The sequence below is a fragment of the Streptomyces sp. NPDC051109 genome, assembly GCF_044455885.1.
Lineage (GTDB): Bacteria > Actinomycetota > Actinomycetes > Streptomycetales > Streptomycetaceae > Streptomyces.
This window is the reverse complement of sequence record NZ_JBITFF010000002.1, coordinates 354,567-376,847: the sequence shown is the minus strand read 5'-3', so window position 1 is coordinate 376,847 and position 22,281 is coordinate 354,567. Positions and strand designations below refer to the sequence as shown.

25 protein-coding genes are annotated in these 22,281 nt (G+C 73.5%); 16 read left to right on the top strand and 9 right to left on the bottom strand.

Features of this window, described 5'->3' with window-relative positions:
* Nucleotides 1-5 precede the first annotated feature (5 nt).
* The 11 genes from ACIBAD_RS04715 to hypE all read left to right on the top strand — a co-directional run bounded on the left by ACIBAD_RS04715 (nucleotide 6) and on the right by hypE (nucleotide 9,700).
* Nucleotides 6-623: a DUF5947 family protein gene (locus ACIBAD_RS04715; RefSeq protein WP_398904775.1), complete on the top strand. Its 618-nt coding sequence runs from the start codon at nucleotides 6-8 to the stop codon at nucleotides 621-623.
* On the top strand, nucleotides 620-1,321 hold the full coding sequence (locus ACIBAD_RS04710; protein WP_398904468.1) for a DUF6084 family protein: 702 nt from the start codon (nucleotides 620-622) through the stop codon (nucleotides 1,319-1,321). Before ACIBAD_RS04715 ends, ACIBAD_RS04710 begins: the two co-directional genes overlap by 4 nt.
* Nucleotides 1,318-2,739 carry a hypothetical protein gene (locus tag ACIBAD_RS04705; RefSeq protein WP_134068990.1) on the top strand — a complete coding sequence of 474 codons (1,422 nt, stop codon included), beginning with the start codon at nucleotides 1,318-1,320 and terminating at the stop codon, nucleotides 2,737-2,739. Before ACIBAD_RS04710 ends, ACIBAD_RS04705 begins: the two co-directional genes overlap by 4 nt.
* Nucleotides 2,736-3,284, top strand: a complete 549-nt coding sequence (locus ACIBAD_RS04700) for a hydrogenase maturation protease (protein ID WP_398904466.1) — start codon at nucleotides 2,736-2,738, stop codon at nucleotides 3,282-3,284. The genes ACIBAD_RS04705 and ACIBAD_RS04700 overlap by 4 nt, the downstream gene beginning before the upstream one ends.
* A gap of 11 nt (nucleotides 3,285-3,295) precedes the next feature.
* Entirely contained in the window at nucleotides 3,296-3,400 is a 105-nt protein-coding gene (locus tag ACIBAD_RS04695; RefSeq protein ID WP_398904464.1) for a DUF6893 family small protein, read from the top strand.
* 168 nt (nucleotides 3,401-3,568) lie between these two features.
* Nucleotides 3,569-4,000 carry a hydrogenase maturation nickel metallochaperone HypA gene (locus ACIBAD_RS04690; RefSeq protein ID WP_134068988.1) on the top strand — a complete coding sequence of 144 codons (432 nt, stop codon included), beginning with the start codon at nucleotides 3,569-3,571 and terminating at the stop codon, nucleotides 3,998-4,000.
* A gap of 3 nt (nucleotides 4,001-4,003) precedes the next feature.
* Entirely contained in the window at nucleotides 4,004-4,798 is a 795-nt protein-coding gene (gene hypB, locus ACIBAD_RS04685) for a hydrogenase nickel incorporation protein HypB (RefSeq protein ID WP_398904461.1), read from the top strand.
* A complete protein-coding gene (hypF, locus tag ACIBAD_RS04680; protein ID WP_398904459.1) occupies nucleotides 4,798-7,203 on the top strand; it encodes a carbamoyltransferase HypF in 2,406 nt (801 codons plus the stop codon). Before hypB ends, hypF begins: the two co-directional genes overlap by 1 nt.
* A complete protein-coding gene (locus tag ACIBAD_RS04675; RefSeq protein ID WP_134068985.1) occupies nucleotides 7,172-7,501 on the top strand; it encodes a HypC/HybG/HupF family hydrogenase formation chaperone in 330 nt (109 codons plus the stop codon). The genes hypF and ACIBAD_RS04675 overlap by 32 nt, the downstream gene beginning before the upstream one ends.
* Nucleotides 7,498-8,634: a hydrogenase formation protein HypD gene (gene hypD, locus ACIBAD_RS04670; protein WP_398904457.1), complete on the top strand. Its 1,137-nt coding sequence runs from the start codon at nucleotides 7,498-7,500 to the stop codon at nucleotides 8,632-8,634. Before ACIBAD_RS04675 ends, hypD begins: the two co-directional genes overlap by 4 nt.
* A 4-nt stretch (nucleotides 8,635-8,638) precedes the next feature.
* A complete protein-coding gene (gene hypE, locus ACIBAD_RS04665) occupies nucleotides 8,639-9,700 on the top strand; it encodes a hydrogenase expression/formation protein HypE (RefSeq protein WP_398904773.1) in 1,062 nt (353 codons plus the stop codon).
* 33 nt (nucleotides 9,701-9,733) lie between these two features.
* Here the strand turns inward: hypE and ACIBAD_RS04660 are convergent, their stop codons facing one another.
* Nucleotides 9,734-10,573, bottom strand: coding sequence for a class II glutamine amidotransferase (locus ACIBAD_RS04660; protein WP_134074209.1), 840 nt, complete (start codon nucleotides 10,571-10,573; stop codon nucleotides 9,734-9,736).
* Nucleotides 10,574-11,247: 674 nt separating this feature from the next.
* Here ACIBAD_RS04660 and ACIBAD_RS04655 point away from each other — a divergent pair.
* Nucleotides 11,248-11,511: a hypothetical protein gene (locus ACIBAD_RS04655; protein ID WP_398904454.1), complete on the top strand. Its 264-nt coding sequence runs from the start codon at nucleotides 11,248-11,250 to the stop codon at nucleotides 11,509-11,511.
* Nucleotides 11,512-11,517: 6 nt separating this feature from the next.
* Here ACIBAD_RS04655 and ACIBAD_RS04650 read toward each other — a convergent pair whose 3' ends face one another.
* Nucleotides 11,518-11,934 carry a hypothetical protein gene (locus ACIBAD_RS04650; RefSeq protein WP_134068982.1) on the bottom strand — a complete coding sequence of 139 codons (417 nt, stop codon included), beginning with the start codon at nucleotides 11,932-11,934 and terminating at the stop codon, nucleotides 11,518-11,520.
* A 209-nt stretch (nucleotides 11,935-12,143) separates the two neighbouring features.
* Here ACIBAD_RS04650 and ACIBAD_RS04645 point away from each other — a divergent pair, with 209 nt between their 5' ends.
* Nucleotides 12,144-12,800 carry a DUF4360 domain-containing protein gene (locus tag ACIBAD_RS04645; RefSeq protein ID WP_398904452.1) on the top strand — a complete coding sequence of 219 codons (657 nt, stop codon included), beginning with the start codon at nucleotides 12,144-12,146 and terminating at the stop codon, nucleotides 12,798-12,800.
* A gap of 50 nt (nucleotides 12,801-12,850) precedes the next feature.
* On the top strand, nucleotides 12,851-13,513 hold the full coding sequence (locus ACIBAD_RS04640; protein WP_134074208.1) for a DUF4360 domain-containing protein: 663 nt from the start codon (nucleotides 12,851-12,853) through the stop codon (nucleotides 13,511-13,513).
* 84 nt (nucleotides 13,514-13,597) lie between these two features.
* On the opposite strand, the gene ACIBAD_RS04635 is transcribed toward ACIBAD_RS04640, so the two are convergent.
* The 3 genes from ACIBAD_RS04635 to ACIBAD_RS04625 form a co-directional block, all read right to left on the bottom strand.
* Nucleotides 13,598-15,019, bottom strand: coding sequence for an Ig-like domain-containing protein (locus ACIBAD_RS04635; RefSeq protein ID WP_398904450.1), 1,422 nt, complete (start codon nucleotides 15,017-15,019; stop codon nucleotides 13,598-13,600).
* Nucleotides 15,020-15,265: 246 nt separating this feature from the next.
* Entirely contained in the window at nucleotides 15,266-15,493 is a 228-nt protein-coding gene (locus ACIBAD_RS04630) for a DUF6296 family protein (RefSeq protein WP_134068980.1), read from the bottom strand.
* A 121-nt stretch (nucleotides 15,494-15,614) separates the two neighbouring features.
* Nucleotides 15,615-16,283 carry a 1,4-alpha-glucan branching protein gene (locus ACIBAD_RS04625; RefSeq protein ID WP_398904447.1) on the bottom strand — a complete coding sequence of 223 codons (669 nt, stop codon included), beginning with the start codon at nucleotides 16,281-16,283 and terminating at the stop codon, nucleotides 15,615-15,617.
* Between the two features lie 187 nt (nucleotides 16,284-16,470).
* On the opposite strand from ACIBAD_RS04625, the gene ACIBAD_RS04620 reads away from it, so the two are divergent.
* A complete protein-coding gene (locus ACIBAD_RS04620) occupies nucleotides 16,471-16,887 on the top strand; it encodes a ribonuclease domain-containing protein (RefSeq protein ID WP_398904444.1) in 417 nt (138 codons plus the stop codon).
* A gap of 89 nt (nucleotides 16,888-16,976) precedes the next feature.
* Here the strand turns inward: ACIBAD_RS04620 and ACIBAD_RS04615 are convergent, their stop codons facing one another.
* Nucleotides 16,977-17,597 carry an L-threonylcarbamoyladenylate synthase gene (locus ACIBAD_RS04615; RefSeq protein WP_053693549.1) on the bottom strand — a complete coding sequence of 207 codons (621 nt, stop codon included), beginning with the start codon at nucleotides 17,595-17,597 and terminating at the stop codon, nucleotides 16,977-16,979.
* 9 nt (nucleotides 17,598-17,606) lie between these two features.
* A complete protein-coding gene (locus ACIBAD_RS04610) occupies nucleotides 17,607-18,323 on the bottom strand; it encodes a TetR/AcrR family transcriptional regulator C-terminal domain-containing protein (protein WP_134068977.1) in 717 nt (238 codons plus the stop codon).
* Nucleotides 18,324-18,430: 107 nt separating this feature from the next.
* On the opposite strand from ACIBAD_RS04610, the gene ACIBAD_RS04605 reads away from it, so the two are divergent.
* Nucleotides 18,431-19,225, top strand: coding sequence for a DUF4386 domain-containing protein (locus tag ACIBAD_RS04605; RefSeq protein WP_398904442.1), 795 nt, complete (start codon nucleotides 18,431-18,433; stop codon nucleotides 19,223-19,225).
* On the opposite strand, the gene ACIBAD_RS04600 is transcribed toward ACIBAD_RS04605, so the two are convergent.
* Together ACIBAD_RS04600 and lysA are read right to left on the bottom strand one after the other, a co-directional pair.
* Complete coding sequence (locus ACIBAD_RS04600; RefSeq protein WP_134068975.1) at nucleotides 19,150-20,793, bottom strand: FAD-dependent monooxygenase; 1,644 nt, start codon at nucleotides 20,791-20,793, stop codon at nucleotides 19,150-19,152. The two genes, ACIBAD_RS04605 and ACIBAD_RS04600, sit on opposite strands and share 76 nt — an antisense overlap.
* Before the next feature lie 143 nt (nucleotides 20,794-20,936).
* On the bottom strand, nucleotides 20,937-22,274 hold the full coding sequence (lysA, locus tag ACIBAD_RS04595) for a diaminopimelate decarboxylase (RefSeq protein ID WP_398904439.1): 1,338 nt from the start codon (nucleotides 22,272-22,274) through the stop codon (nucleotides 20,937-20,939).
* Nucleotides 22,275-22,281: the final 7 nt, after the last annotated feature.

Here is a 22,281-nt window from a genome sequence, read left to right as displayed (position 1 = left end):
GCGGCCTGCGCCGGTTCACGGGGCCCCGGCCGCCCCGGCCCGAACGCTGCGAACTGTGCGCGGTGGCGGTCCCCGAGGACGGCCACCGCCACCTGGTGGAGATCGAGAAGCGGGCACTGGTCTGCGCCTGCACCGCGTGCGCCCTCCTCTTCGACCGGCCCGGCGCCGCCACCGGGCGCTTCCGCGCCGTCCCCGACCGCTACCTCACCGACCCGGAACACCGGCTCGGCGAGGGCGCCTGGGAGCAGCTCCAGATCCCGGTCGGCGTGGCCTTCTTCTTCCGCAACGCCGCCCTCGACCGGCTGGTCGCGCTCTACCCGAGCCCGGCCGGCGCCACCGAGAGCGAACTGGACCCGGCGACCTGGCAGGACGTACTCGGTGGCGGGGCGCTCGCCGCGCTGCTCGAACCCGACGTGGAGGCGCTGCTGTTGCGCCGGACCGAGGGCCGCACGGAGTGCTACCTCGTCCCCATCGACGTCTGCTACGAGCTGGTGGGGCGGATGCGGCTGCTGTGGCAGGGATTCGACGGCGGGGCCGAGGCCCGCGCCGCGCTGAACTCCTTCTTCGCGCAGGTGGAGCGCAAGGCCAAGGTCCCTGCCGGGGCGGGGGAGGGGCGGCCGTGACCGATTTCGCCTTCGCCTGCACCGGGGTGCGCGCCGACCCGTACGCGGCCGGCCCCACCCTGGTCTTCCGGCTGCGCATCACCACCGCCGCCGACGAGCGCGTCCACGCCCTCGCGCTGCGCTGCCAGATCCGCATCGAGCCGGCCAAGCGCGGCTACGGCGCCGGCGAAGCCGCCGCGCTCCACGACCTGTTCGGCGAGCGGGCCCGCTGGGGGACCACCCTCCAGCCCCTCCAGTTCGCCCAGGTCTCGGTGATGGTCCCCAGCTTCACCGGGGAGACCGAGACCGACGTCGTCGTGCCGTGCTCGTACGACATGGACATCGCCTCCGGCCGCTACCTCAGCGCCCTGGAGGACGGCGAGGCACCGCTGCTCATGCTGTTCTCCGGCACGGCCTTCACCGGGGCGGGCGGCTTCCGGGTCGAGCCCGTTCCCTGGGACCGTGAAGCCCCGTTCCGGATGCCCGCCGAGGTGTGGCGGGAGATGGTCGAACAGCACTTCCCCGGCTGCGGCTGGCTGCGGCTGCCCCGGGACACCATGGCGGACCTGCTCGCCTACCGCTCCCGCCACGCGCTCGCCTCCTGGGAGGCGACCGTAAGGACCCTGCTGGACGCGGCGTCGACCGCCGAGCCGCCGCCCCCGGACCCCGCCTGGGCCGGCGCGGTACTGCCGCGGGCCGCCGAGAGGACCGCGCCATGACGACGACGGCCCTGCCCGACTCGCGCTTCGCCGTCGCCCGGCAGGTGGCCGACGCCGTCCTCTTCGAGGGCTACGTCCTCTACCCCTACCGGGCGTCGGCGGCGAAGAACCGGCTGCGCTGGCAGTTCGGCGTCCTGGTTCCGCCCGCATGGGGCCCCGCGCACGGCGAGCACTCGTTCCAGCGCACCGAAGTGGTCATGGAACCGCGCGGCGCGGCCACCCTCGCCGTCGAGCTTCGCTTCCTGCACGCGCAGCGGCGTACGGTCGAAGAGGTCCGCGCCGACGGCTCGTTCGCGACCGTGCCCGAGCTGCACCTGCCCGACCGCGTCCTGGTCCCCTGGGACGAGGGGACGGAGGAGCGGGTCGAAATGGTGGTGCCGGTCGCCGAGTTGGAGGAGGGCGAGGTCTGCCTGCCCTTCGTCCGGCCCGCCCGTGAGGAGACCGAGCCCGTCCTCGGCGCCGACGGCCGGGAAGTGGGCCGCCTGGTGCGGCGCACCGAGCGTGCCGACGGGGTGCTGCGGCTGCGCGCGGAGCAACTGGACGTCCCGTACCGGGCGTTCAAGCTCACGGCGGTGGTCGAGAACACGAGCGACTGGACACCGGACGCGGCCGGCGCCGATCGCGACGTCGTACTGCCCCGCTCCCTGGTGGCGGCCCACCTCCTGTTGGGGCTCAGCGCCGGGTCCTTCCTCTCGATGACCGACCCGCCCGAGTGGGCCAAGGCCTCCGTCGCCACCTGTGCCAACCGGCACACCTGGCCCGTCCTCGCCGGCGAACCCGGCAGCAGCGACGTGGTGCTCTCCTCTCCGATCATCCTGGAGGACCACCCCGGCATCGCGCCCGAGAGCATCGGGGCCATGTACGACGCCACCGAGATCGACGAGATCCTCGCCCTGCGCACGGCGGCCCTGACCGACCAGGAGAAACGGGAGGCCCGCGGCACCGACGCCCGCGCGGCCGCCGTCATCGACATGGCCGACACCATGCCGCCCGAGGTGCTGGAACGCCTGCACGGCGCGGTCCGGGCGCTCCGCGAGATCACCGACCCGGGTGCGCCCACCCCCGAATCGTTCACCGAACTGTTCGACGAGGACGCCGTGTTCAAGCCGGATACCCCCTGGTGGGACCCGGCGCACGCGGATCCCGCCGACCCGGCCCGCGACCGGATCCTGATCGACGGGACCTCGGTGGGCCCCGGCAGCCGGGTGCTGCTGCGCCCGGGCCTGCGGCGCACCGACGCCCAGGACCTGTTCCTCCAGGGGGCGGCGGCCCAGGTCGAGGCCGTCCTCCACGACGTGGACGGCGGAGTGCACCTCGCCGTCACCGTCGAAGGGGACCCGGGCGCCGACATCCGGCGCGAACAGGGCCGGTTCCTCTATTTCCAGCCCGACGAGGTCGCCCCCCTGGAGGGCGCGTGAGCGGCCGCGTCCTGATCGCCGGCATCGGCAACGTCTTCCTCGGCGACGACGGCTTCGGCGTCGAGGCCGTCCGGATGCTGGCCGGGCCCGGGCACACGCTGCCCGAGCACGTCGAGGTGGTGGACATCGGGGTACGCGGGGTCCACCTCGCCTACCAGCTCCTCGACGGCTACGACACGCTCGTCCTGGTGGACGCCACCGCCCGCGGCGGAGCCCCGGGCACCCTGTACCTGATCGAGGCCGCAGGGCCTGGCTCCCTCGCCCCGCAGGCCCCCGTACTCGACGGCCACCAGATGTCGCCCGACGCGGTGCTCGCCCTGCTGGACACCCTGTGCGCCGGAACCGGGACCGCGCCGCCCCGGCGGATCTGGGTCGTCGGCTGCGAACCCGGCTGTCTGGAGGAGGGCATCGGTCTGAGCGCCCCGGTGGCCGCAGCGGTTCCGGAGGCCGTACGGATGGTCCTGGACCTGGTCCGCCGCCCGGACGGCGAGCCGCTCGGAGAAGACAGGCCGCTCGACGAAGAACAGAGCGCCGCCGCCAACTGAGGAGAACCCCCATGAAGAAGGCCATCATCGGCGGCGCGGCCGCCGCCGCCCTCGTCGCCGCACTGTGCGTGGTGCTCCCCGACCTCCAGCGCTATCTGAGGATCCGCCGCATGTGACCGTGACCCGTGACCCGTGACTTGTGATCCCTGCGATCCCTGACGTGCGATCCCTGACGTGCGACCGCCCCGGCGCCCGAATGGCGTACGGGGCGTCGGCGCGTCGGCGTGCCCGAGCCCCCCGCACGGCGCCGGCCGGTCTAATGAGGCCCGGCAGGACGGAGTCCCATGCACGAGATGTCGATCGCCATGGCCGTGGTGGGCCAGGTGGAGGAAGCCGCCGTGGCCGGCGGTGCGACCGCCGTCACCTCGGTCCGCCTCCAGGTGGGAGAGCTGGCCGGGGTGGTCCCCGACGCCCTCTCCTTCTGCTTCGAACTGGCCTGCGCGGGGACGCTCCTCGAAGGCGCCGAGCTGGTGACGGAGCCGGTCGCCGCCCGCGCACACTGCCGTTCCTGTACGGACGACTGGGCGGTCGGCATGCCGCCCCGGCTGGTCTGCCCGGGCTGCGGGCAGGCGACGGAGGTCGAACTCCTCACCGGGCGCGAGCTGCAGATCCTCAGCGTGCACTGGGAGGACGGCCCCCGCCCCGGCGAAGACCGCCTCCGGACCACCGCCACCGCCCCCGCCCCCACCCGCGAACCGATCTCCGAGGAGCGCTGAACCATGTGCCGTGTGGTCGACCTGAAGCAGGCGGTCCTCGCCAAGAACGACTCGGCCGCGCACGCCCTGCGCGCCGAACTCACCGCCCGCGGCACCACGGTGGTCAACCTCCTCTCCAGCCCGGGCAGCGGGAAGACCGCCCTGCTGGAGCGCGAACTGGGCCTCGCGCGCCAGCGCGGCGTACCGGTCGCCGCGCTCACCGCCGACCTCGCCACCGAGAACGACGCGCTGCGGCTGGCGCGTTCGGGTGTTCCCGTCAAGCAGGTGCTCACCGACGGGCTCTGCCACCTCGAAGCGGCCATGCTGGGACGGCACCTCGACGGCTGGCTGCCCGAGGACACCCGGCTGCTGTTCGTGGAGAACGTCGGCAACCTCGTCTGTCCCGCCTCGTACGACCTCGGCGAGTCGCTGCGCGTCGTCTTGGCCTCGGTGACGGAGGGGGAGGACAAACCGCTCAAGTACCCGACGGCCTTCGGGCTGGCCCAGCTCGTAGTGATCACGAAGACGGACATCGCGCAGGCCGTGGAATTCGACGAGGCCGCCTTCCGCGCGCACGTCCAGCAGGTCAACCCCGGAGTGGAGGTGGTACTGACCTCGGCCCGCGGCGGCGAGGGCGCGGGCCTCCTGCTCGACCGGGCGCTGGCGGTGGGCGCCGGCGGCGCGGTGCACGCCCCGGTCATGGCCCAGCAGCCGCACCAGGCCCACACGCACCAGCACCACACGCACCAGCACCACGACCACGACCACGGCCACCACGCCGAGGATCAGGCGCACTCCGCCGCGGTGCCGACCCGCTGATGGAAGCCGTACAGCGCCGCCGGGTCATCGTGCGCGGAGTGGTGCAGGGCGTCGGCTTCCGGCCGTACGTGTACACCCGCGCGACCGGTCTCGGCCTCGCCGGGCACGTCACCAACACACCCGAGGGGGTCGTCGCCGAGGTCGAGGGCGCGCCGGCGGCCGTATCGGCCTTCTGCGAGCGGCTCGCGGCCGACGCCCCACCGCTGGCGGTCGTCGACACCGTCGACCACCACGAGGTCCCCGTATCCGGCGGCGCGGGCTTCACCATCGTGGCCTCCCGCTCCGGCGGCCTCGCCCGCACCCTCGTCTCCCCGGACGTGGCCACGTGCGCGGACTGCCTCGCGGAGCTGGCCGATCCGGCCGACCGGCGCCACCGCCACCCCTTCATCACCTGCACGCACTGCGGCCCCCGCTTCACCATCGTCACCGGACTGCCGTACGACCGGGCGCACACCACCATGGCCCGCTTCCCGATGTGCCCCGACTGCGCCCGCGAGTACGCCGACCCCGCCGACCGGCGCTTCCACGCCCAGCCGGTGGCCTGCCCCGCCTGCGGACCCCGGCTGCGCCTCCTCGCCGGATCGCCGCCGCGCGAGGCCGCCGGGGCCGACCCCGTGGCCGAGGCCCGCCGGCTGCTGGCCGACGGGGCGATCCTCGCGGTCAAGGGCCTCGGCGGCTACCACCTCGCCTGCGACGCCGCGCACGCCGGAGCCGTCGCCGAGCTGCGGCGCCGTAAGGCCCGCGGCGACAAGCCCTTCGCCCTGATGGCCCGCGAACCCGCCGACATCGAGCACCTCGTCCACCTCGGCCAGGCCGAACGGGCCCTGCTCACCGGGCCCGTCCGGCCCATCGTCCTGCTGCGCAGGCGCCCCGGAGCCCGCCCGCAGGAGCTCATCGCCGACGCCGTCGCCCCGGGCAGCCCCGACCTCGGCGTGATGCTCCCCTACACCCCCGTGCACCATCTGCTGCTCGGGCTCCCCGGCGACCCGCCCGGTCCCCGGCTGCTCGTCATGACCAGCGGCAACCTGTCGGGCGAGCCCATCGTCACCGACGACAGCGAGGCCCTGGACCGGCTCGCCCGGCTCGCCGACGCCTGGCTCACCCACGACCGGCCCATCCACGTCCCCTGCGACGACTCCGTGGTCCGGGTCTGCGACGGCGAGATGCTGACCCTGCGGCGCTCCCGCGGCCTCGCACCGCTGCCCCTCGCGCTGCCGCTGTCGGTGCCCGCCGCGCTCGCCGCCGGGGGCGACCTCAAGAACGCCTTCTGCCTCGGCGAGGACCGCAAGGCCTGGCTGTCGGCGCACATCGGCGACATGGACGACCTGGCCACGCAGTACGCCTTCGAACGCGCCGAGCAGCAGCTGGAATCCATCACCGGGGTCACGCCCGGGCTGCTCGCCGTGGACCGGCACCCCGGCTACCGCTCGGGCCGCCTGGTCCGCGGCCGGGCCGGCGGCCGACCGGTCCTCGGAGTCCAGCACCACCACGCGCACATCGCGTCCGCGATGGCCGAACACGGCACCAGCGGCACCCGCAAGGTGATCGGCGTCGCCTTCGACGGCACCGGATACGGCGACGACGGGGCGGTGTGGGGCGGGGAGGTGCTGCTGGCGGACTACGCCGGCTACACCCGGTTCGCGCACCTCGCCTACGTCCCGCTGCCGGGCGGCGACGCCGCCGTGCGCCGGCCGTACCGGATGGCCCTGTCCCACCTGCGCGCCGCCGGGCTCGACTGGGACCCGGACCTGCCCTGCACGGCGGCCTGCCCGCCCGAGGAACTGCGGCTGCTCCGGCGCCAGCTGGAGCGGAACCTGCACTGCGTGCCGACGTCCAGCATGGGCCGCCTCTTCGATGCCGTCTCCTCCCTGGCGGGCATCTGCCACCACGCCGGGTACGAGGCCCAGGCCGCCGTCGAACTGGAGGGCGCGGCGCTCACCGCGGGCGCGGGCGGCCCGGGGAGCGGCGCGGACGCCGGTCCGGGCTACGCGTTCGCCCTCCGGGCCCCCGCGCCCGGCGGCCGCGCAGCCCCGCTGGCCGCGGACCCGGCCCCCGTGCTGGCGGCGGTGGTCCGCGACGTACGCGCGGGTCTCGCGCCCGGCGTGGTCGCCGCCCGCTTCCACGCGGCCGTGGCCGATCTCGTGGGCACGCTGGCCGTCCTCGCCCGCGAGCGGCACGGCCTCGACACCGTGGCCCTGACCGGCGGGGTCTTCGCCAACACCGTGCTCTCCTCCGCCTGCGCCCGCCTGCTGCGCGAGCGCGGCTTCACCGTCCTGCGCCACCACCGCGTCCCGCCGAACGACGGGGGGCTGGCCCTCGGCCAGCTCATGGTGGCGGCCTGCGCCCCGCAACACCCACAGCAAGGAGAGGGCCATGTGCCTGGCGGTACCCGGCAGAGTGCTTGACATCGGGGAGAAGGACGGGACCCGCATGGCGACCGTCGATTTCGGCGGTGTGGTCAAGGAGGTGTGCCTGGAGTACCTGCCGGACCTCCAGGTCGGCGAGTACGCCATCGTCCACGTCGGCTTCGCGCTCCAGCGCCTCGACGAGGAGTCGGCCCGGCAGACCCTCGAACTCTTCGCACAACTCGGCATGCTCCAGGAAGAGTTCGGTGACCCCTGGGAACGGGCGGCGGCCGAGGCGGGCGTATCGGACTGGCCCTTCACGGAAGACATCGCGCAGCAGGAGGCGCAGCAGCAGTGAAGTACATCGAGGAGTTCCAGGACCCGGAGCTGGCGCGCCGCCTGCTCGACGACATCCACGCCACCGTCACCCGGCCCTGGGCGCTGATGGAGGTCTGCGGCGGCCAGACGCACACCATCATCCGGCACGGGATCGACCAATTGTTGCCTGAACAGGTCGAGTTGATCCACGGACCGGGCTGTCCGGTGTGCGTGACCCCGCTGGAGGTCATCGACAAGGCGCTGGAGATCGCCTCCCGCCCCGATGTCATCTTCTGCTCGTTCGGCGACATGCTCCGCGTGCCCGGATCCGGCCGCGACCTGTTCCAGGTGCGCAGCGAGGGCGGCGACGTACGGGTGGTGTACTCCCCTCTCGACGCCCTGCGGATCGCCCGGCAGAACCCGTCGCGCCAGGTGGTGTTCTTCGGCATCGGCTTCGAAACCACCGCGCCGCCCAATGCCATGACGGTCCATCAGGCGAAGAAGCTCGGGATCACCAACTTCAGCCTGCTCGTCTCCCACGTCCGGGTGCCCCCGGCCATCGAGGCGATCATGACCTCCCCGAGCTGCCGGGTCCAGGGCTTCCTCGCCGCCGGGCACGTGTGCAGTGTGATGGGCATGGGGGAGTACCCGGAGCTGGCCGCGCGCCATCGGGTCCCCATCGTGGTCACCGGGTTCGAGCCGCTGGACATCCTCGAAGGCGTACGCCGGGCGGTACGGCAGCTGGAGCGGGGCGAGCACACCGTCGACAACGCCTACGCGCGCGCGGTGCGCCCGGAGGGGAACCCGGCCGCCCTCGCCATGCTGGAGGACGTCTTCGAGGTCACCGACCGCGCCTGGCGCGGCATCGGCGTCATCCCCCGCAGCGGCTGGCGGCTGTCCGCCCGCTACCGCGACTACGACGCCGAGCACCGCTTCTCGGTGACCGGCATCGCCACGCAGGAGCCCGCCGAGTGCCGCAGCGGAGAGGTCCTCCAGGGTCTGATCAAGCCGCACGAGTGCGAGGCGTTCGGCACCACCTGCACCCCGCGCACCCCGCTGGGCGCCACGATGGTCTCCAGCGAGGGCGCGTGCGCCGCGTACTACCTCTACCGGCGCCTCGACCTCGCGCCGGCCGCCCGGACCGCACCGCTGGAGGCGAGCCCCGTTGTCTGAAGCCCTGTCCGACGCCGTACTCGACGTGACGGGCTGGACGTGTCCGGCCCCGCTGCGGGACCGCCCCCGGGTGGTGATGGGCCACGGAGGCGGCGGAGCGCTCTCCGCCGAGCTCGTCCAGCACATCTTCGCCCCCGCCTTCGGCGGCGAGGTGCTCGCCGGGCTCGGTGACTCCGCCGCGGTCACCCTGGGCGGGGTCCGCCTCGCCTTCTCGACCGATTCGTACGTGGTGCGGCCGCTGTTCTTCCCCGGCGGCAGCATCGGAGACCTCGCCGTCAACGGCACGGTCAACGACCTGGCCATGAGCGGCGCCCGTGCCGCCTACCTCTCGTGCGGGTTCATCCTCGAAGAGGGCGTCGAGCTCTCCGTGGTGGCCCGGGTCTCCGAGGACCTCGGCGCGGCCGCGCGGGCCGCGGGCGTCGAGGTGGCCACCGGCGACACCAAGGTCGTGGAGGCCGGCCACGGCGACGGCATCTACCTCAACACCGCCGGCATCGGGCTGATCCCCGACGGGGTGGACCTGCGCCCCCAGCGCGTCGTGCCGGGCGATGTCGTCATCGTCAGCGGGGAGATCGGCCTGCACGGCGTGGCCATCATGAGCGTCCGCGAAGGCCTCGAATTCGGGGTGGACGTCACGAGCGACTGCGCGCCGCTGGGCGGGCTCGTCCAGGCCATGCTCGCGGTCACCCCCGACCTGCACGTCCTGCGCGACCCCACGCGCGGCGGGCTGGCGGCCGCGCTGAACGAGATCGCGGCCGCCTCGGGCACCGGGGTCGTCGTCCACGAGGGCCGGGTGCCGGTCCCGGAGGCCGTCGGCAACGCCTGCGCGATCCTCGGCCTCGACCCGTTCTACGTGGCCAACGAGGGCAAGCTGGTCGCGTTCGTACCCCGGGAGCACGCCGACGCCGTCCTCGACGCGATGCGCGCGCACCCGCTGGGCCGCGGTGCCACGGTGATCGGCGAGGCGGTCGAGGCCCACCCCGGCCTGGTGGTGGCCCGCACCGGCCTCGGCGGGACCCGCGTGGTCGACCTGCCGATCGGGGAGCAGCTGCCCCGCATCTGCTGACGACGGGACGCGGCGCGGCGGCGGTCCGCGACCTCAGGGGAGCTCGGGGATGAAGGGGTGGTAGTCCTCCGTGGCCGCGGAGGGGAGGACGGCGTAGCTGGCCTCGGGGAGCTCGTTCCACACCCCGGGGAGGTCGCCGAGCGGTTCGGAGACCACCAGCCGCGTCGCGTCCGAGACCTCCCGCAGGAACGGCAGCTCCGGGTACAGCTGCCGGACCGTGTCGGCCCTGCTGCTGTAGAACAGCGAACGGGACGTGCCCGCGCTGGAGTAGCGGAAGGCCCAGACGCGCTCGCCGTCGCTGACCGCGATCGTCATCTGCATCGGGTCGGCGACGCCGTGCTCCTTGCCGACGCGCTCCACGAGCCCCGTCATCCGCGCGACCGCGCCAGGAGGGTCCTGGTCGAGGCCGTAGGTGACGGCCAGGTAGAACATCACCTCGGAATCCGTGGAGCCCTCGATGCACGGGAACAGCGCGGGGTCGACGGCCATGCACAGATCGCGCTGGAGGCGGTGGAAGTCGGTGATGGCGCCGTTGTGCATCCACAGCCAGCGGCCGTGGCGGAACGGGTGGCAGTTCGTCTGCTGAACGGCCGAGCCGGTGGAGGCGCGGACATGTGCGAAGAACAGCGTCGAGCGGACGTGCGCTGCCAGTTCCCGCAGGTTGCGGTTGTTCCAGGCCGGTCCGATGTCCCGGAAGATCGCCGGTGTGCCGTCGCCGTCGGCGCTGTACCAGCCGATGCCGAAACCGTCGCCGTTCGTCGACTCGACGCCCATCCGGGCGTGGAGGCTCTGATCGATCAGCGAGTGTTCCGGCTGGTAGAGAACAGCGTCGAGCAGCATCGGTGAACCGGAGTAGGCGAGCCAGCGACACATCCGCATCATCCCTCTCCTGCGCCCCGTACGAGCCTATCGCGGCCGCCCTCCCGCCGCCTCGCGCCTTGACGCACACGCCCTCCATGTGCTTTCGCCGAACGGGTGGCATCTCCCGCGCCGGACGCCGCGCCGGAGGGCGGGCGGCGGGCCGGTGCCGAGAGTCTGCGTGCACCGGCGCCACGGCCGTGTACGTGGCCGGCCGCGGCTGCGCGAAGGGGGCGCTCTTCGGGCTGTGCGGGTCCTGCTCGACCAGTACGGACCGGTGGACGGGCGCGGCCTCCACGGCAAGGCGTGCGCCCTGCCCCCGGGGGCCTGCTGTTCGCCCCGGCGCGGGCCTGGGGAAGGCGTTCGGCGAGGAGGCGGCGGGAACCGTGCTGCTGCCGGTGTTCCTCCTGGCTTCGGCGGTGGCCGGCCGCCCGGATCTTCCGGGGCGCGGGCGGGGCCCCCGAGCCCGGTGCTCACGGATGCCGAGACCAGTGGGGAGCGGGAGAACCGGATGGGAGCCGCGGAAGGCATCGAACCCGCCCCGGGTCGGGGCTCCGCGACTGCTCTTCCCGGGGTTGCTCGCCGGGGCGGTCCGGCGGTGGCGGAGAGTCTCGGCCACGGCGCGGCGCTCTTCACGGACCGGGCCGGGCACGCGGCCGCGGCGGCCGGCGGCGGGATCCCGGGCGGCGGTGCGGCGGCGGAAGCCGTCCCGGCGGAGTGGACCGCGAAGGGCGCGGTGCCTCGGCCCGGCCCCGGCGGGCCTGGCGTGCCTGCTGGCCGGGGCTGCCGAGGCCGCGCTGTGGTGGCCGGGCGGCGCGGGCCCCCGCAGGGCGGCGGCCGCCGCGGGCCGGCCGCCGCTGCGCCGCCTGCATCCGGTGCCGGTCGGGGACTACCTGGCCTGGCTGGCCGTGGGTGCGGCCGCCATGCTGCCGGAGTTGGCCTCACGGCCGTAGGAGCCCCTACAACCGCTCTTCCATCCGGATGGCCGACTCCAGGTCCTCGTGGGCCTTGCCCGCCGCGTCCTCGCCCCGACCCTGCCCTTCCTGGCCTGCCCGGCCTGCCCTTTCCTCCTGCTGCTCCAGCAGCGCCGCGGCGATCGCGTCGAGTTTGCGCTGGATCGCGTGTTCGGCGCGGCGCTCGGAGTTCTTCAGCAAGGCCAGCAGCAGCAGGGACACGGCGGCCATGGCGTCGCCCGCGAGGTGCTGCCACTCCGTGGACAGCCCCGCCAGGTGTACGACGACGAAACCGGCCACCAAGAGCACGCACAGTACGGAGAAGACGGCGGAACTCGTGAAATTGGAGGCGAGCTCGGCCAGCTTCTCGAAGCGGGCGGCGCGCCCCTCGTCGGCGCGTTCCGCCGGGTGCTGGAGGGCCATACCCAGCGCCTGCCCATCCGCGCCCTCCGCACACCCACCGCCGGCGTCCGGTCCCGCGGTGCCCGAATTCGGCCAGGGCGGTGCGGAACGGAGGTGTTGGCCGTTTCGCGTCCTTCCCAGCACGCACCCGCTGTGGTGGCATGTGCATGCCGAAATTCGCACTGGTTCCGGTTCCGGTTCTGCCGGACCGAATGAATGGAGAAACGACGATGTCGCTCCGCAGATTCACCGTCGGCGCGGCGGTCGCGGCGTTATGCGCCCTGACCGTACCCGCGCAGGCCGATACCGTGGACACGCCGCCCGGCAGAATCACCGTCGAGGTGGTCGGCGTCAACGGATCGGGATGCCCGCAGGGGACCGCGGGCGTCACCGCGGCCTCCGACAACACCTCGTTCAGCGTCACGTACAGCAACTACCTGGCCCAGGCCGGCGCCGGCTCCGGCGGCACCGAGTTCCGCAAGAACTGCCAGCTCGCCCTCCAGATCCACGTACCGCAGGGCTTCACGTACGCCATCGCCCGCGCCGACTACCGAGGCTTCGCCCACCTCCAGCGCGGGGCCTACGGCCAGCAGCGCGCGAGCTACTACTTCCAGGGCATGCCGCAGACGGCCCGTACGACCCACCAGTTCGGCGGACCCTACTCCGACGACTGGCAGGCGAGCGACCGGACCGAGTACCAGGACCTGGTCTTCGCGCCCTGCGGCGAGGAACGCAACCTCAACGTCAACAGCGAACTGCGGGTCTACGCGGGGACGTCGAACCCGCAGGCCCTGAGCTTCATGAGCATGGACTCGACGGACGGCAGCGTCAGCACGGTCTACCACTTCGAGTGGAAGGAGTGCCCGGCGGCGGCCGACGCGGCGTGAGCGCAGGAAACACCGATCGATGATCAGGAGTGACAACGATGTCTCATTCCCTGGCTCGTACCCTGCTCACCGGTGGCGCGGCGGCCGTGCTGATCGCCACGGCGGCGACCTCCGCCGGGGCCGCCGGACACACCCCGCAGATCACCGCCCCGCCCGACAAGATCGTGATCGAACTCGCCACCGTCAACGGGTCGGGCTGCCGCGAGGGCACCGCCGAAGTGGCCGTCGCACCCGACAACACCGCCTTCACGGTCACCTACAGTGACTATCTGGCCCAGGTGGGGCCCGGCGCGCCGCCCACGGCATTCCGCAAGAACTGCCAGCTCAATCTCCGCGTCCACGTTCCTTCGGGATTCACCTATGCGATCGTCCAGGCGGATTACCGCGGATTCGCATTCCTCCAGCCCGGGGCGTGGGGTCAGGAGCGGGCGAACTACTACTTCCAGGGAATGCCCCAGACGACCCAGCGCACCCATCAGTTCAATGGGCCGCACAACGACAACTGGCAGTCGAGCGACAAGACCGAGTACGCGGATCTGGTCTGGGCCCCGTGCGGAGAGAAACGTAACTTCAACATCAATACGGAACTGCGCGTGAATGCGGGCACGTCCAATCCGCAGACCGCCACGAGTTTCATGGCCATGGACTCCACGGACGCGAGCGTGAGCACGCTCTACCACCTCGCCTGGCAGGTCTGCCCCACGCCCAAGTAGTTCCCAGGGGGCTGCCCGCCCGAGGTCCCGTGCCGTACCCGGCGGATCCGCCGGGTACGGCACCGGGCCGCGTTGGCGCGTCGCTCACGTCAAGGGGCGCAGCCGGGTCGCGGTGTGGTGGGACACCGCCGGCAGGACGGCCGCCGAGACGGGGGCGTCGGAGGAGGTGAGGGCACTGCCGGCCTGCCAGGCCCGCCAGTCCAGGTTCCAGTCGCCGAAGCCGTTCTCGAACGGCGCCATCGGCTCGCCTTCGCTGTTCACCACCTGCACGATGTCCCCCTCCCGTACGGTCTGGAAGAACCAGGCGGCCTCCGTCGTGCTCATGCCCGTACAGCCGTGGCTCACGTTCTCCTCGCCCTGCGACGCGACCGACCAGGGCGCGGCGTGCACGTACTCGCCGCTCCACGTCACCCGCGTCGCGTAGAAGACCGGCAGGTCGTAGAACTCGCTCGTGCCGCGCTTGATGCCGACGGAGTCCCCGCGCATCCGGACCTGGTACTCCTTGCGCAGCACGACCTTGATGCCGCTGCGGGTCCGGAATCCCGCCTTGCCGGTGGTGACCGGGATCGTCCGGATCACCTTGCCGTTGCGGCGTACGGTCATCTCGTGCGCCTCGGCGTCGGTGACCGCCTCGATCCGGTCCCCGATGGTGAACTCAGTGGAGTCGGAGGGACCGCCGTAATCGCGGTCGCCCACCTCGACCCCGTCGAGACCGCTCGTCACGTGCACCTCGGCATGCGCCGGCCAGTACGTACGCGGCCGGTAGTGCAGCGTCGAATCGTCCACCCAGTGCCAGCCGCCCTCGACGGCCGGCTCCGAGGTGACCTGGAGCGCCCGCTCCACCCGGGCCCGGGCCGTCCGGTCGGCGGCGGGAACCGGCCGGCTCAGGGCGGCCGTCACGATCTGCCCCGCGCCGTACGTGCCGGGCCGCGGCCCGAACTCCACCGTGAGCCGGCCCTCGTCCGGGGGCGACGCGGTCCGGAACGCCATGGTGACGCCGACCGGGGTCCCCGCCGCGTCCTGGGCGCCGACCTGGACGGTGTAGAGCTCGCCGGCCCGCAGCGGCTCGGTGTTGGTCCAATGGCGACTCCTGGGGGCGAGTTCACCGCCCACGTAGCGCCCGTGGCCGTCGTGGACGGTGACGTCGGTGAGTTGCCCCGCCTCGGCGAGCGCGATCTCCAGCGGGCCGCCGGAGTTCGTGGGGAGGACGACCGTACGATCCGTTCCCCCGGCCTCCCGGGACGAGGGCCCGCGCAGGACCGACCCGGCTCCCCGGGAGGTTGCGCGCACGCGCTGCTGCCGCCAGCCGGTGCACAGGCCGTCCCGGAACGCCTCCAGGGCGCACCGCGCGGCGATGCCGCCGTCCCCCTGGTCCAGGGCCCGGCCCACGAGCAGGGTCACGGCGGCGTCCGGGGCGCCGGCCGGGCGCCCCGCGGCATCCTGCTCGGGCGCCCGGCCCGGGGCCGCGGCGACGACGAGTGCCGCGCCGGTCACGGCGGCCACCACGCTCCACGTCCTGGTGCCCGGTGCCCCCCGGGCCCGTCGTACGCGTCGTTCCTTTTGTGCACGGTGCGTCGATGACATCGCCACGCAGCCTTCCCAGCTCGCCCACGGCACGTTGGGAGCATCAAAACGATTGCGCGGCTAAATGATGATCATGCGCTCGGGTGGTGCGACCGAACGGGCACGCAAGAGAACTCGGACGGAGCAACGGTGCGTTCAGGACGCGTTCGGGACGCGTTCAGGACGTGCTCAGGGCAGAGGCCGGACCCGGACCACGCGGGCCGGGTCCTGGCCGCCGCCGGAGGCCAGGATGCGCACCTCTTCCTGGTCGCTGATCTCCGCACGGACGATGCCGGTCGCGTCCGCGTAAACCGGGTGGCCGCCCGGCCCGGCCTGGCCGGTGGCGGTCACCACGACGACGTCCTCGCTCGTGTCCGGGCCCTCGGCAAACACCAGCTCGAAGCGCTGGGCAGTCATCCGTGCCCTCCTCTGCCGGGCGGAAGGAGCCTTCACCACCTCCCATGATGCGCGCGGCGGCCGGTCCGCGCCGCCCCGCGCGCCGCCGCCCGGCCCGCGCCCGCCCGCGCCCGCTCCGGGCCTACGCGCGGACGACGGCGTACCGGCCGCGCGCCCTCGTGCCGTCCGGCAGCGTCCACTCCGCAGTGACGTGCCCCAGCGGCTGCCGCCCCGCGGTGTCGTCCCGCGTCGGTTCGGGCCGCAGGACGCGCTGCACGCCGAGGGTCAGCTGCCCGCCCGGGGTCCGCACGAGCACGTCGGTCGTCTCCGGCCCGGCGGACACGCCGAGGACCGTGACCGGGCCCGGGTCGCCGGTCCCCGCGGACCAGCCCGTGACGGACGGGTCGGGCTTGTCGCTCTCGCTCTGCGCCTGCGGCTCCGCTTCGCCGCGTACGAGCGCGTACAACCGCTCGACCAGCACGGGGTCGTGGGTCCCGTCGTAGATCCAGCGCCGGCCCAGCACACCGTGCTCGGAGGTGCCGATGAGGGCGTGCTCCGCCCCGTCCAGCGGCGCCCCGCGGTACGTGAGGGGCACGTGGTAGGTGACCGGCCGGTCTCCCGCGCCGTCGGAGACCGCCATGAACTCGATCCCGACCTCGCCCTGCGGGTCGTCGAGCCGGAAGCCCCCGACCCTGGCCGGCTGCGGGGCACTCCCCGTGCGGGGAACCTGGTACCAGGACTGGGTGGGAAGCCAGGAAGCGAGCAGCTCCAGCTTGCCCGGGGTCATCGTGGTCCGGTGGACGACGGCCATGGTGCGGCACCTCTCTCGGTCGACTTCGGCTCATCCTGCCATCGGCTCCGCGGCGGCCCTCAGGTTGCGTCCGCCTTACGGGGCGCCGACGTTCGTGTCACGCGCCGTCCACGGCCGGTGAACAGGCAGGCAACTCAATGCAGTTGGCGTTGACGGCAGCTGCTCTACGCGCGTCATCATGGGCCGCATGAGAATCCCCCCACGCTTCGTGACCCTGGTCGGCGCCGCGGCGATCGCCGGCGCGCTCCTCACCGGACCGGCGGCCTCGGCGGCCCCCGTCTCCGCCCCCGTCTCCGCCACGACCGCCGCCGCGGCATCGGTCGGCAGTATCTGCTATTCGGCGCTGCCCTCGCAGGCGCACGACACCCTCGACCTCATCGACCAGGGCGGCCCGTTCCCGTACTCCCAGGACGGCGTCGTCTTCCAGAACCGCGAGCGGCTGCTGCCGATCCACGGCAGCGGCTACTACCACGAGTACACCGTCATCACCCCGGGCTCGCCGACCCGCGGGGCGCGCCGGATCATCACCGGACAGCAGTGGGAAGAGGACTACTACACGGCCGACCACTACGCCTCGTTCCGGCGCGTCGACTTCGGCTGCTGATCCCGCCGATCCGGCTGTTCGTACCCCGCCCCCGCCCGCCGCGTGTGGCGGGCGGGGGCGGGGTCACGCGGCGGACGGACGGGGGCGCGTCACTCGAACCGCGTGGTGTCGCCCGCCCCGCGCCGCACGATCTCGGCCTCGCCGCCGGAGAAGTCGATGACGGTGGTCGGCTCGGTCCCGCAGTCGCCGGAGTCGACCACGATGTCGACGAGGTAGTCGAGCCGCTCCTTGATCTCCCAGCCCTGCGTCAGCGGCTCCGGCTCGTCGGGCAGGAGCAGGGTGCTGGACAGCAGCGGCTCGCCGAGCTCGGCGAGCAGGGCCTGCGTCACCGCGTGGTCGGGGATGCGTACGCCGACCGTCTTCTTCTTGGGGTGCAGCAGCTGGCGCGGCACTTCCTTCGTCGCGGGCAGGATGAAGGTGTAACTGCCCGGGGTGGACGCCTTGATCGCGCGGAACACGTCGTTGTCGATCTGCACCAACTGGCCCAGCTGGGCGAAGTCCTGGCACACCAGGGTGAAGTGGTGACGGTCGTCGAGGTTGCGGATGGACCGGATCCGGGCGAGGCCGTCACGGTTGCCGAGCTGGCAGCCCAGCGCGTAGCAGGAGTCCGTCGGGTACGCGACGAGCGCGCCGGAGCGGATGCTTTCAGCGACACTGCCGATGGTGCGCTGCTGGGGGTTCTCGGGGTGCACGTCGAAGTACTTGGCCATTGGCCGAGCCTACGCGATCGGGCCACCCCCGGCCCGCCCGGCACCTGAGGTCCAGCCCTGGCGGCGGAGGCGTTCGAAGCCGTCCAGGAGCAGGTCCAGCGCGAACTCGAACTCGAACTGGTCGTCGCAGCCGCCGCCCACGACGGATTCCCCGTCGTGGGCGGCTGCCCCGGCCAGCTCCGCGACATGGGGGTAGGCCGCCGCGGCCTCCGGCGGCATGGCCGCCCGGGCCGCCGGATCCGGGTCCGGGGCGGCGTCGAACACCTCCTGGGTGAACCCCAGGACGCGGCTGCCCAGCGCGTGCATCACGTGATGGGTGAGATCGACCGAGAGGCCCCCGGCGCGGAACATGCCGATCACCGAGTCCAGGTACGCGAGCACGGCCGGTGTCGGCCCGCTGCGCGAGCGGATCACCCGGGCCGCCCAGGGGTGTCCCAGCAGGGCTGCCCGCGCCGAGAGGATCCGCTGCCGGACCGCGCCCTGCCAGTCGGATCCGCGGGCCGGCGGATCGATCTCTCCCACGACGGCCTCCACCATGCCGTCCAGGAGCTGCTCCTTGTTGGCGACGTGCTTGTAGAGCGCCATCGGGACCACGCCCAGCTCCTGGGCGAGCCTGCGCATGCTCAGCGCCTCGATCCCGATGCCGTCGGCCAGTTCGACGGCGGCGCGCAGCACCCGGTCCCTGCTGAGCGGCGCCCGGGGCGCGGCCTCCGGCCGGCGGGTCATGTCGGTCGGCTCCTTCGTCGTCGGTACTCGGCTTGACGAGTGTACGCCGTACACCTAACGTGTGGCGCAGGTGTACGCCGTACACCTCTCAAGAGGGAGTGTTCCGCATGGGCTCGACCAGAAAGACCGCACTCGTCACAGGGGTGTTGTTCCTCGTCACCGAGGTCGCCGCCGTCGCCGGGCTCGCGCTGTACGGCCCCGTGCTGCACGACGCCGGCTACGTACTCGGCCCCGGCGCCGACGCCCGGGTGTTCCTCGGGGCCCTGTCCGAGTTCGTCCTCGCACTCGCCGTCATCGGCACCGGGGTCGCCCTCTACCCGGTCGTCAAGCGGCGGAACGAGGGCGCCGCGCTCGGCTACGTCTGCGGGCGGCTGCTGGAAGCCGCCGTCATCCTCGTCGGCACCGTCGGCGTGCTGTCGGTGGTGACGCTGCGCCGGGAATCCGCGGCGGCGCCGGACGATGGCGGCGCATCCCTCCTCACGGCCGCCCACGCCCTCGTGGCGGTCCACGACTGGACGTTCCTCCTCGGGCCCAACTTCGTCCTCGGCGCCAACACCCTCGTCCTGGCCGGCCTGATGTACCGCTCACGGCTCGTCCCGCGGCCCCTCGCCGTGCTGGGTCTCGTCGGCGGCGCACTGATCTGCGCCTCGGCCACCGCGGTCCTGTTCGGCCTCTACGAGCAGGTCTCGGTCGCCGGATCGCTCGCCGCACTGCCGGTGTTCGCCTGGGAGGTGGGCCTGGCCGTCCGGCTCCTCGCCAAGAGGTTCGACGGGGCAGAGGGCACGGGAGCGGAAGGGACCGGGGCCGAGGTGCCCGGCGGTCCCGCTCAGCTCCCGAACACCCCGGAGAAGTGGGCGGCCAGCCCCGAGACGGTCGGCGGGCACAGCCTGGCACCCAGGTAGCCGTCCGGCCGGACCACGAACGCCGCCGGCTCCCGAACCCCGTACATCCGCGCGAACTCGCCCCGGCCGTCCCGGTACGCGGGCACCGGCGTCCCCCGGTCCGCTTCGGCCCCGGCCTCGGCGAGGATCGCGCACACCCCGACCCGGCCCGTCGCGAAACCCCTTACCGAGGACGCGAGTTCGGCGAAGCCGTCCCGCGCCGGGCCCGGCCCGTACAGCAGCAGCATGTGCTCGCGGCCGCGCAGCAGGTCGTACAGCCGCAGCGGGTACGCGGCGATCTGCCCGGAGAGCCCGCCGCAGTCAGGTGCCCGGTCGCCGGGCCGCGGCCCGGGCCCGCCGTCGTCCTCCGGGCCCGCCGGCTGTACGAGGGGGCTGCCCCGGTAGCCGACGAGCAGTTGGGCCTCGCGCATCAACAGCGTGTCCGCGTCCTCCGGATCGGCCTGGACGCCCTCGGCGGCCTGCCGCACGGTACGGCCGACGACCTCCTCGCCCACCGGCCGCCGCTCGGCGTCGTAACTCGCGAGCAGCCCCGGGGCGCCGGCGCCCCGTACGGCCAGCGCCAGCTTCCAGGCCAGGTTCCAGGCGTCCTGGATCCCCGTGTTCATGCCCTGTGCCCCGGTCGGCGGATGGATGTGCGCCGCGTCCCCCGCCACGAAGACCCGACCCTGCCCGTACCGGTCGACCAGCCGGTGGCTGATCCGGAACACCGACGACCAGCGCATGGCCGACGCCGTCGTGGGCTGCGGGGACAGCCGGTCCAGGACGGCCTGGACATGGCCGAGTTCGGGGGTCCGGCCGCCCTCCAGCCCGTGCGCCACCGCGTCACCGCCCTGCGGGGGAGCGGCGGACAGCTCGGGCGGCACCAACATCGACACCCGGTAGCGGCCGGCGCCCGGCAGCGGGATGCACACCAGCAGGTCGTCGACGGCGCCCCGGGCGTCGTGGTGCATGGCCCGCACCCCGTACGCGTACGGCAGGTCCCAGTCGAGCTCCACGTCGGCGAGCATGTACTCCTCGGGGAACGCGCCGCCCTCGAAGGCCAGGCCGAGCCCCTTGCGGACGGCGCTGTGCGCGCCGTCGCAGCCCACCAGGAACCGGGTGCGGAACTCCTCCTCCCCGGCGGGAGTGGTGAGCCGGCAGGTCACCCCGTCGGCGTCCTGGACGAACGACACCAGCTCGGTGCCCCGCTCGACACGCGTTCCGAAACCCTCCAGGAACTCCTCGATGATCCGCTCGGTCTCGTACTGCGGCAGGGCGGCGAAGCGGTACGGGATCTCGGGCGGCAGCACCAGGTCCAGCCGGGGCTGCTCCACGCCGTTCACGTACGTGAGCTGCCCGCGCATCGGCACGGCCGCCTCCAGCGCGGCCCGTACGAAGCCCATCCGGTCCCAGATCTCCAGGGTCCGCGGCTGGATCCCCACCGCCTTGGCGTACGGCAGCCGCGCCGGCAGACGGTCGACGATCCGGCAGGCGATGCCGCGCCGCCGCAGCTCGGCGGCCGCCGTCAGCCCGACCGGGCCGGCCCCCGCCACCAGGACGTCCGCGGCCGCTCCATCGGTGTGCACCATCGGCGCCTCCCGGGCGGGTTCCCCGTGGATACGGATCTCCTCCATGGTCGCCCGGACACCCGCCCCCGGCGATCGGACCGGTCCGCGACCGCGCGGGCCGGGGCACCGGTCGGCCGGCGGCCCGACCGGTGCCCCGCCCGACCTCAGTCGCCGATGTCCCGGCGGCGGAAGTCGTCCAGGGTTTCGCGGCGTACGAGGAGCCGCGCCGTGCCGTGGTCGACGGCGACGACGGGGGGACGGCCGACCATGTTGTAGCCGGAGGCCATGGACAGCTGGTAGGCGCCCGCCACCGGCACGGCGAGGAGGTCTCCCGGATGGACGTCGCCGGGGAGTTCGACGTCGGCGGCGAGGACGTCGCCCGCCTCGCAGTGCCGGCCGACCACCGTGGCCGTACGGGGCCCGGCGGTGGAGTGGCGGCTGATCAGGCGAGGCGCGTACCGGACCCCGTACAACGCCGGCCGGGGGTTGTCGCTCATGCCGCCGTCCACGGCCACGAACACCCGGTCCCCGGTGCGTTTCACCGCGAGGACCCGGTAGAGGGCCACCCCCGCCGGACCGGCGATCGCCCGCCCCGGCTCGATGGCGAGCCGGGGCACGGGAAGCCCGGCCGCCGCGCAGCTCTCGACGAGCTCGGCGCGCAGCCGGCCGGCCAGGGCCGTGAGGTCGAGAGCGGGTTCGCCCGGGCAGTAGGCGATGCCGTGGCCGCCGCCCATGTCGAGCTCGGGGAGCGTGACTCCGTGGGCGTCGCGGATGCGGGCCGTCAGGCCGACCACGCGGCGCAGCGCCGTCAGGTACGGCTTCACGTCGGTGATCTGCGAGCCGATGTGGCAGTGCAGGCCGACGAGTTCGAGCTGTGGCCGGCCCAGGATGCGGGTGATGGCGTGCTGCGCCGAGCCGTCGGTGAGGGACAGGCCGAACTTCTGGCCGTCGGTGCCGGTGCGGATCTTCTCGTGGCCGCCGGCCGAGATGCCGGGGACGACGCGGACCAGGACCTTCTGGGGTCCGCCCGGGCCGACGGCGGCGGCGAGGCGGGCGATCTCGGAAGGGCCGTCGATGACGATCCGGCCGACGCCGAGCCGCAGGGCGGTCTCGATGTCGCGCGGCGATTTGGCGTTCCCGTGCAGGAGGATGCGGTCCGGCGGGAATCCAGCGGTGACGGCGAGTTCGAGTTCGCCGGCCGAGCAGACGTCGAGTCCGAGGCCCTCCTCGGCGACCCAGTGGACCATGGCGCGGGAGAGGAAGGCCTTGGCGGCGTAGAGTACTTCGGCGTCGGGGAAGGCGTCGCGGTAGGTGCGGCAGCGGGCCCGTACCTCGCCCTCGTCCAGTACGTACGCCGGGGTGTCGAAGCGTTCGGCGATCTCGGTCAGCGGGACCCCGCCGACGGCGAGGCCCCCCTGCGGCAGGCGGGTCGTCGAGGCCGGCCAGACGGCCAGCTCGTCCGCGGCGCCCGCGGCGATCTCGGACAGGGTGACGGTGGTCATGGCACTC

Coding starts and splice junctions, on each gene's coding strand:
- ACIBAD_RS04705 (WP_134068990.1), top strand. CDS start 1,318: ATGACGACGACGGCCCTGCCCGACTCGCGCTTCGCCGTCGCCCGGCAG.
- ACIBAD_RS04695 (WP_398904464.1), top strand. CDS start 3,296: ATGAAGAAGGCCATCATCGGCGGCGCGGCCGCCGCCGCCCTCGTCGCC.
- ACIBAD_RS04690 (WP_134068988.1), top strand. CDS start 3,569: ATGCACGAGATGTCGATCGCCATGGCCGTGGTGGGCCAGGTGGAGGAA.
- hypB (WP_398904461.1), top strand. CDS start 4,004: ATGTGCCGTGTGGTCGACCTGAAGCAGGCGGTCCTCGCCAAGAACGAC.
- hypF (WP_398904459.1), top strand. CDS start 4,798: ATGGAAGCCGTACAGCGCCGCCGGGTCATCGTGCGCGGAGTGGTGCAG.
- ACIBAD_RS04675 (WP_134068985.1), top strand. CDS start 7,172: ATGTGCCTGGCGGTACCCGGCAGAGTGCTTGACATCGGGGAGAAGGAC.
- ACIBAD_RS04660 (WP_134074209.1), bottom strand. CDS start 10,573: ATGTGTCGCTGGCTCGCCTACTCCGGTTCACCGATGCTGCTCGACGCT.
- ACIBAD_RS04650 (WP_134068982.1), bottom strand. CDS start 11,934: ATGGCCCTCCAGCACCCGGCGGAACGCGCCGACGAGGGGCGCGCCGCC.
- ACIBAD_RS04645 (WP_398904452.1), top strand. CDS start 12,144: ATGTCGCTCCGCAGATTCACCGTCGGCGCGGCGGTCGCGGCGTTATGC.
- ACIBAD_RS04630 (WP_134068980.1), bottom strand. CDS start 15,493: ATGACTGCCCAGCGCTTCGAGCTGGTGTTTGCCGAGGGCCCGGACACG.
- ACIBAD_RS04625 (WP_398904447.1), bottom strand. CDS start 16,283: ATGGCCGTCGTCCACCGGACCACGATGACCCCGGGCAAGCTGGAGCTG.
- ACIBAD_RS04620 (WP_398904444.1), top strand. CDS start 16,471: ATGAGAATCCCCCCACGCTTCGTGACCCTGGTCGGCGCCGCGGCGATC.
- ACIBAD_RS04615 (WP_053693549.1), bottom strand. CDS start 17,597: ATGGCCAAGTACTTCGACGTGCACCCCGAGAACCCCCAGCAGCGCACC.
- ACIBAD_RS04610 (WP_134068977.1), bottom strand. CDS start 18,323: ATGACCCGCCGGCCGGAGGCCGCGCCCCGGGCGCCGCTCAGCAGGGAC.
- ACIBAD_RS04605 (WP_398904442.1), top strand. CDS start 18,431: ATGGGCTCGACCAGAAAGACCGCACTCGTCACAGGGGTGTTGTTCCTC.
- ACIBAD_RS04600 (WP_134068975.1), bottom strand. CDS start 20,793: ATGGTGCACACCGATGGAGCGGCCGCGGACGTCCTGGTGGCGGGGGCC.
- lysA (WP_398904439.1), bottom strand. CDS start 22,274: ATGACCACCGTCACCCTGTCCGAGATCGCCGCGGGCGCCGCGGACGAG.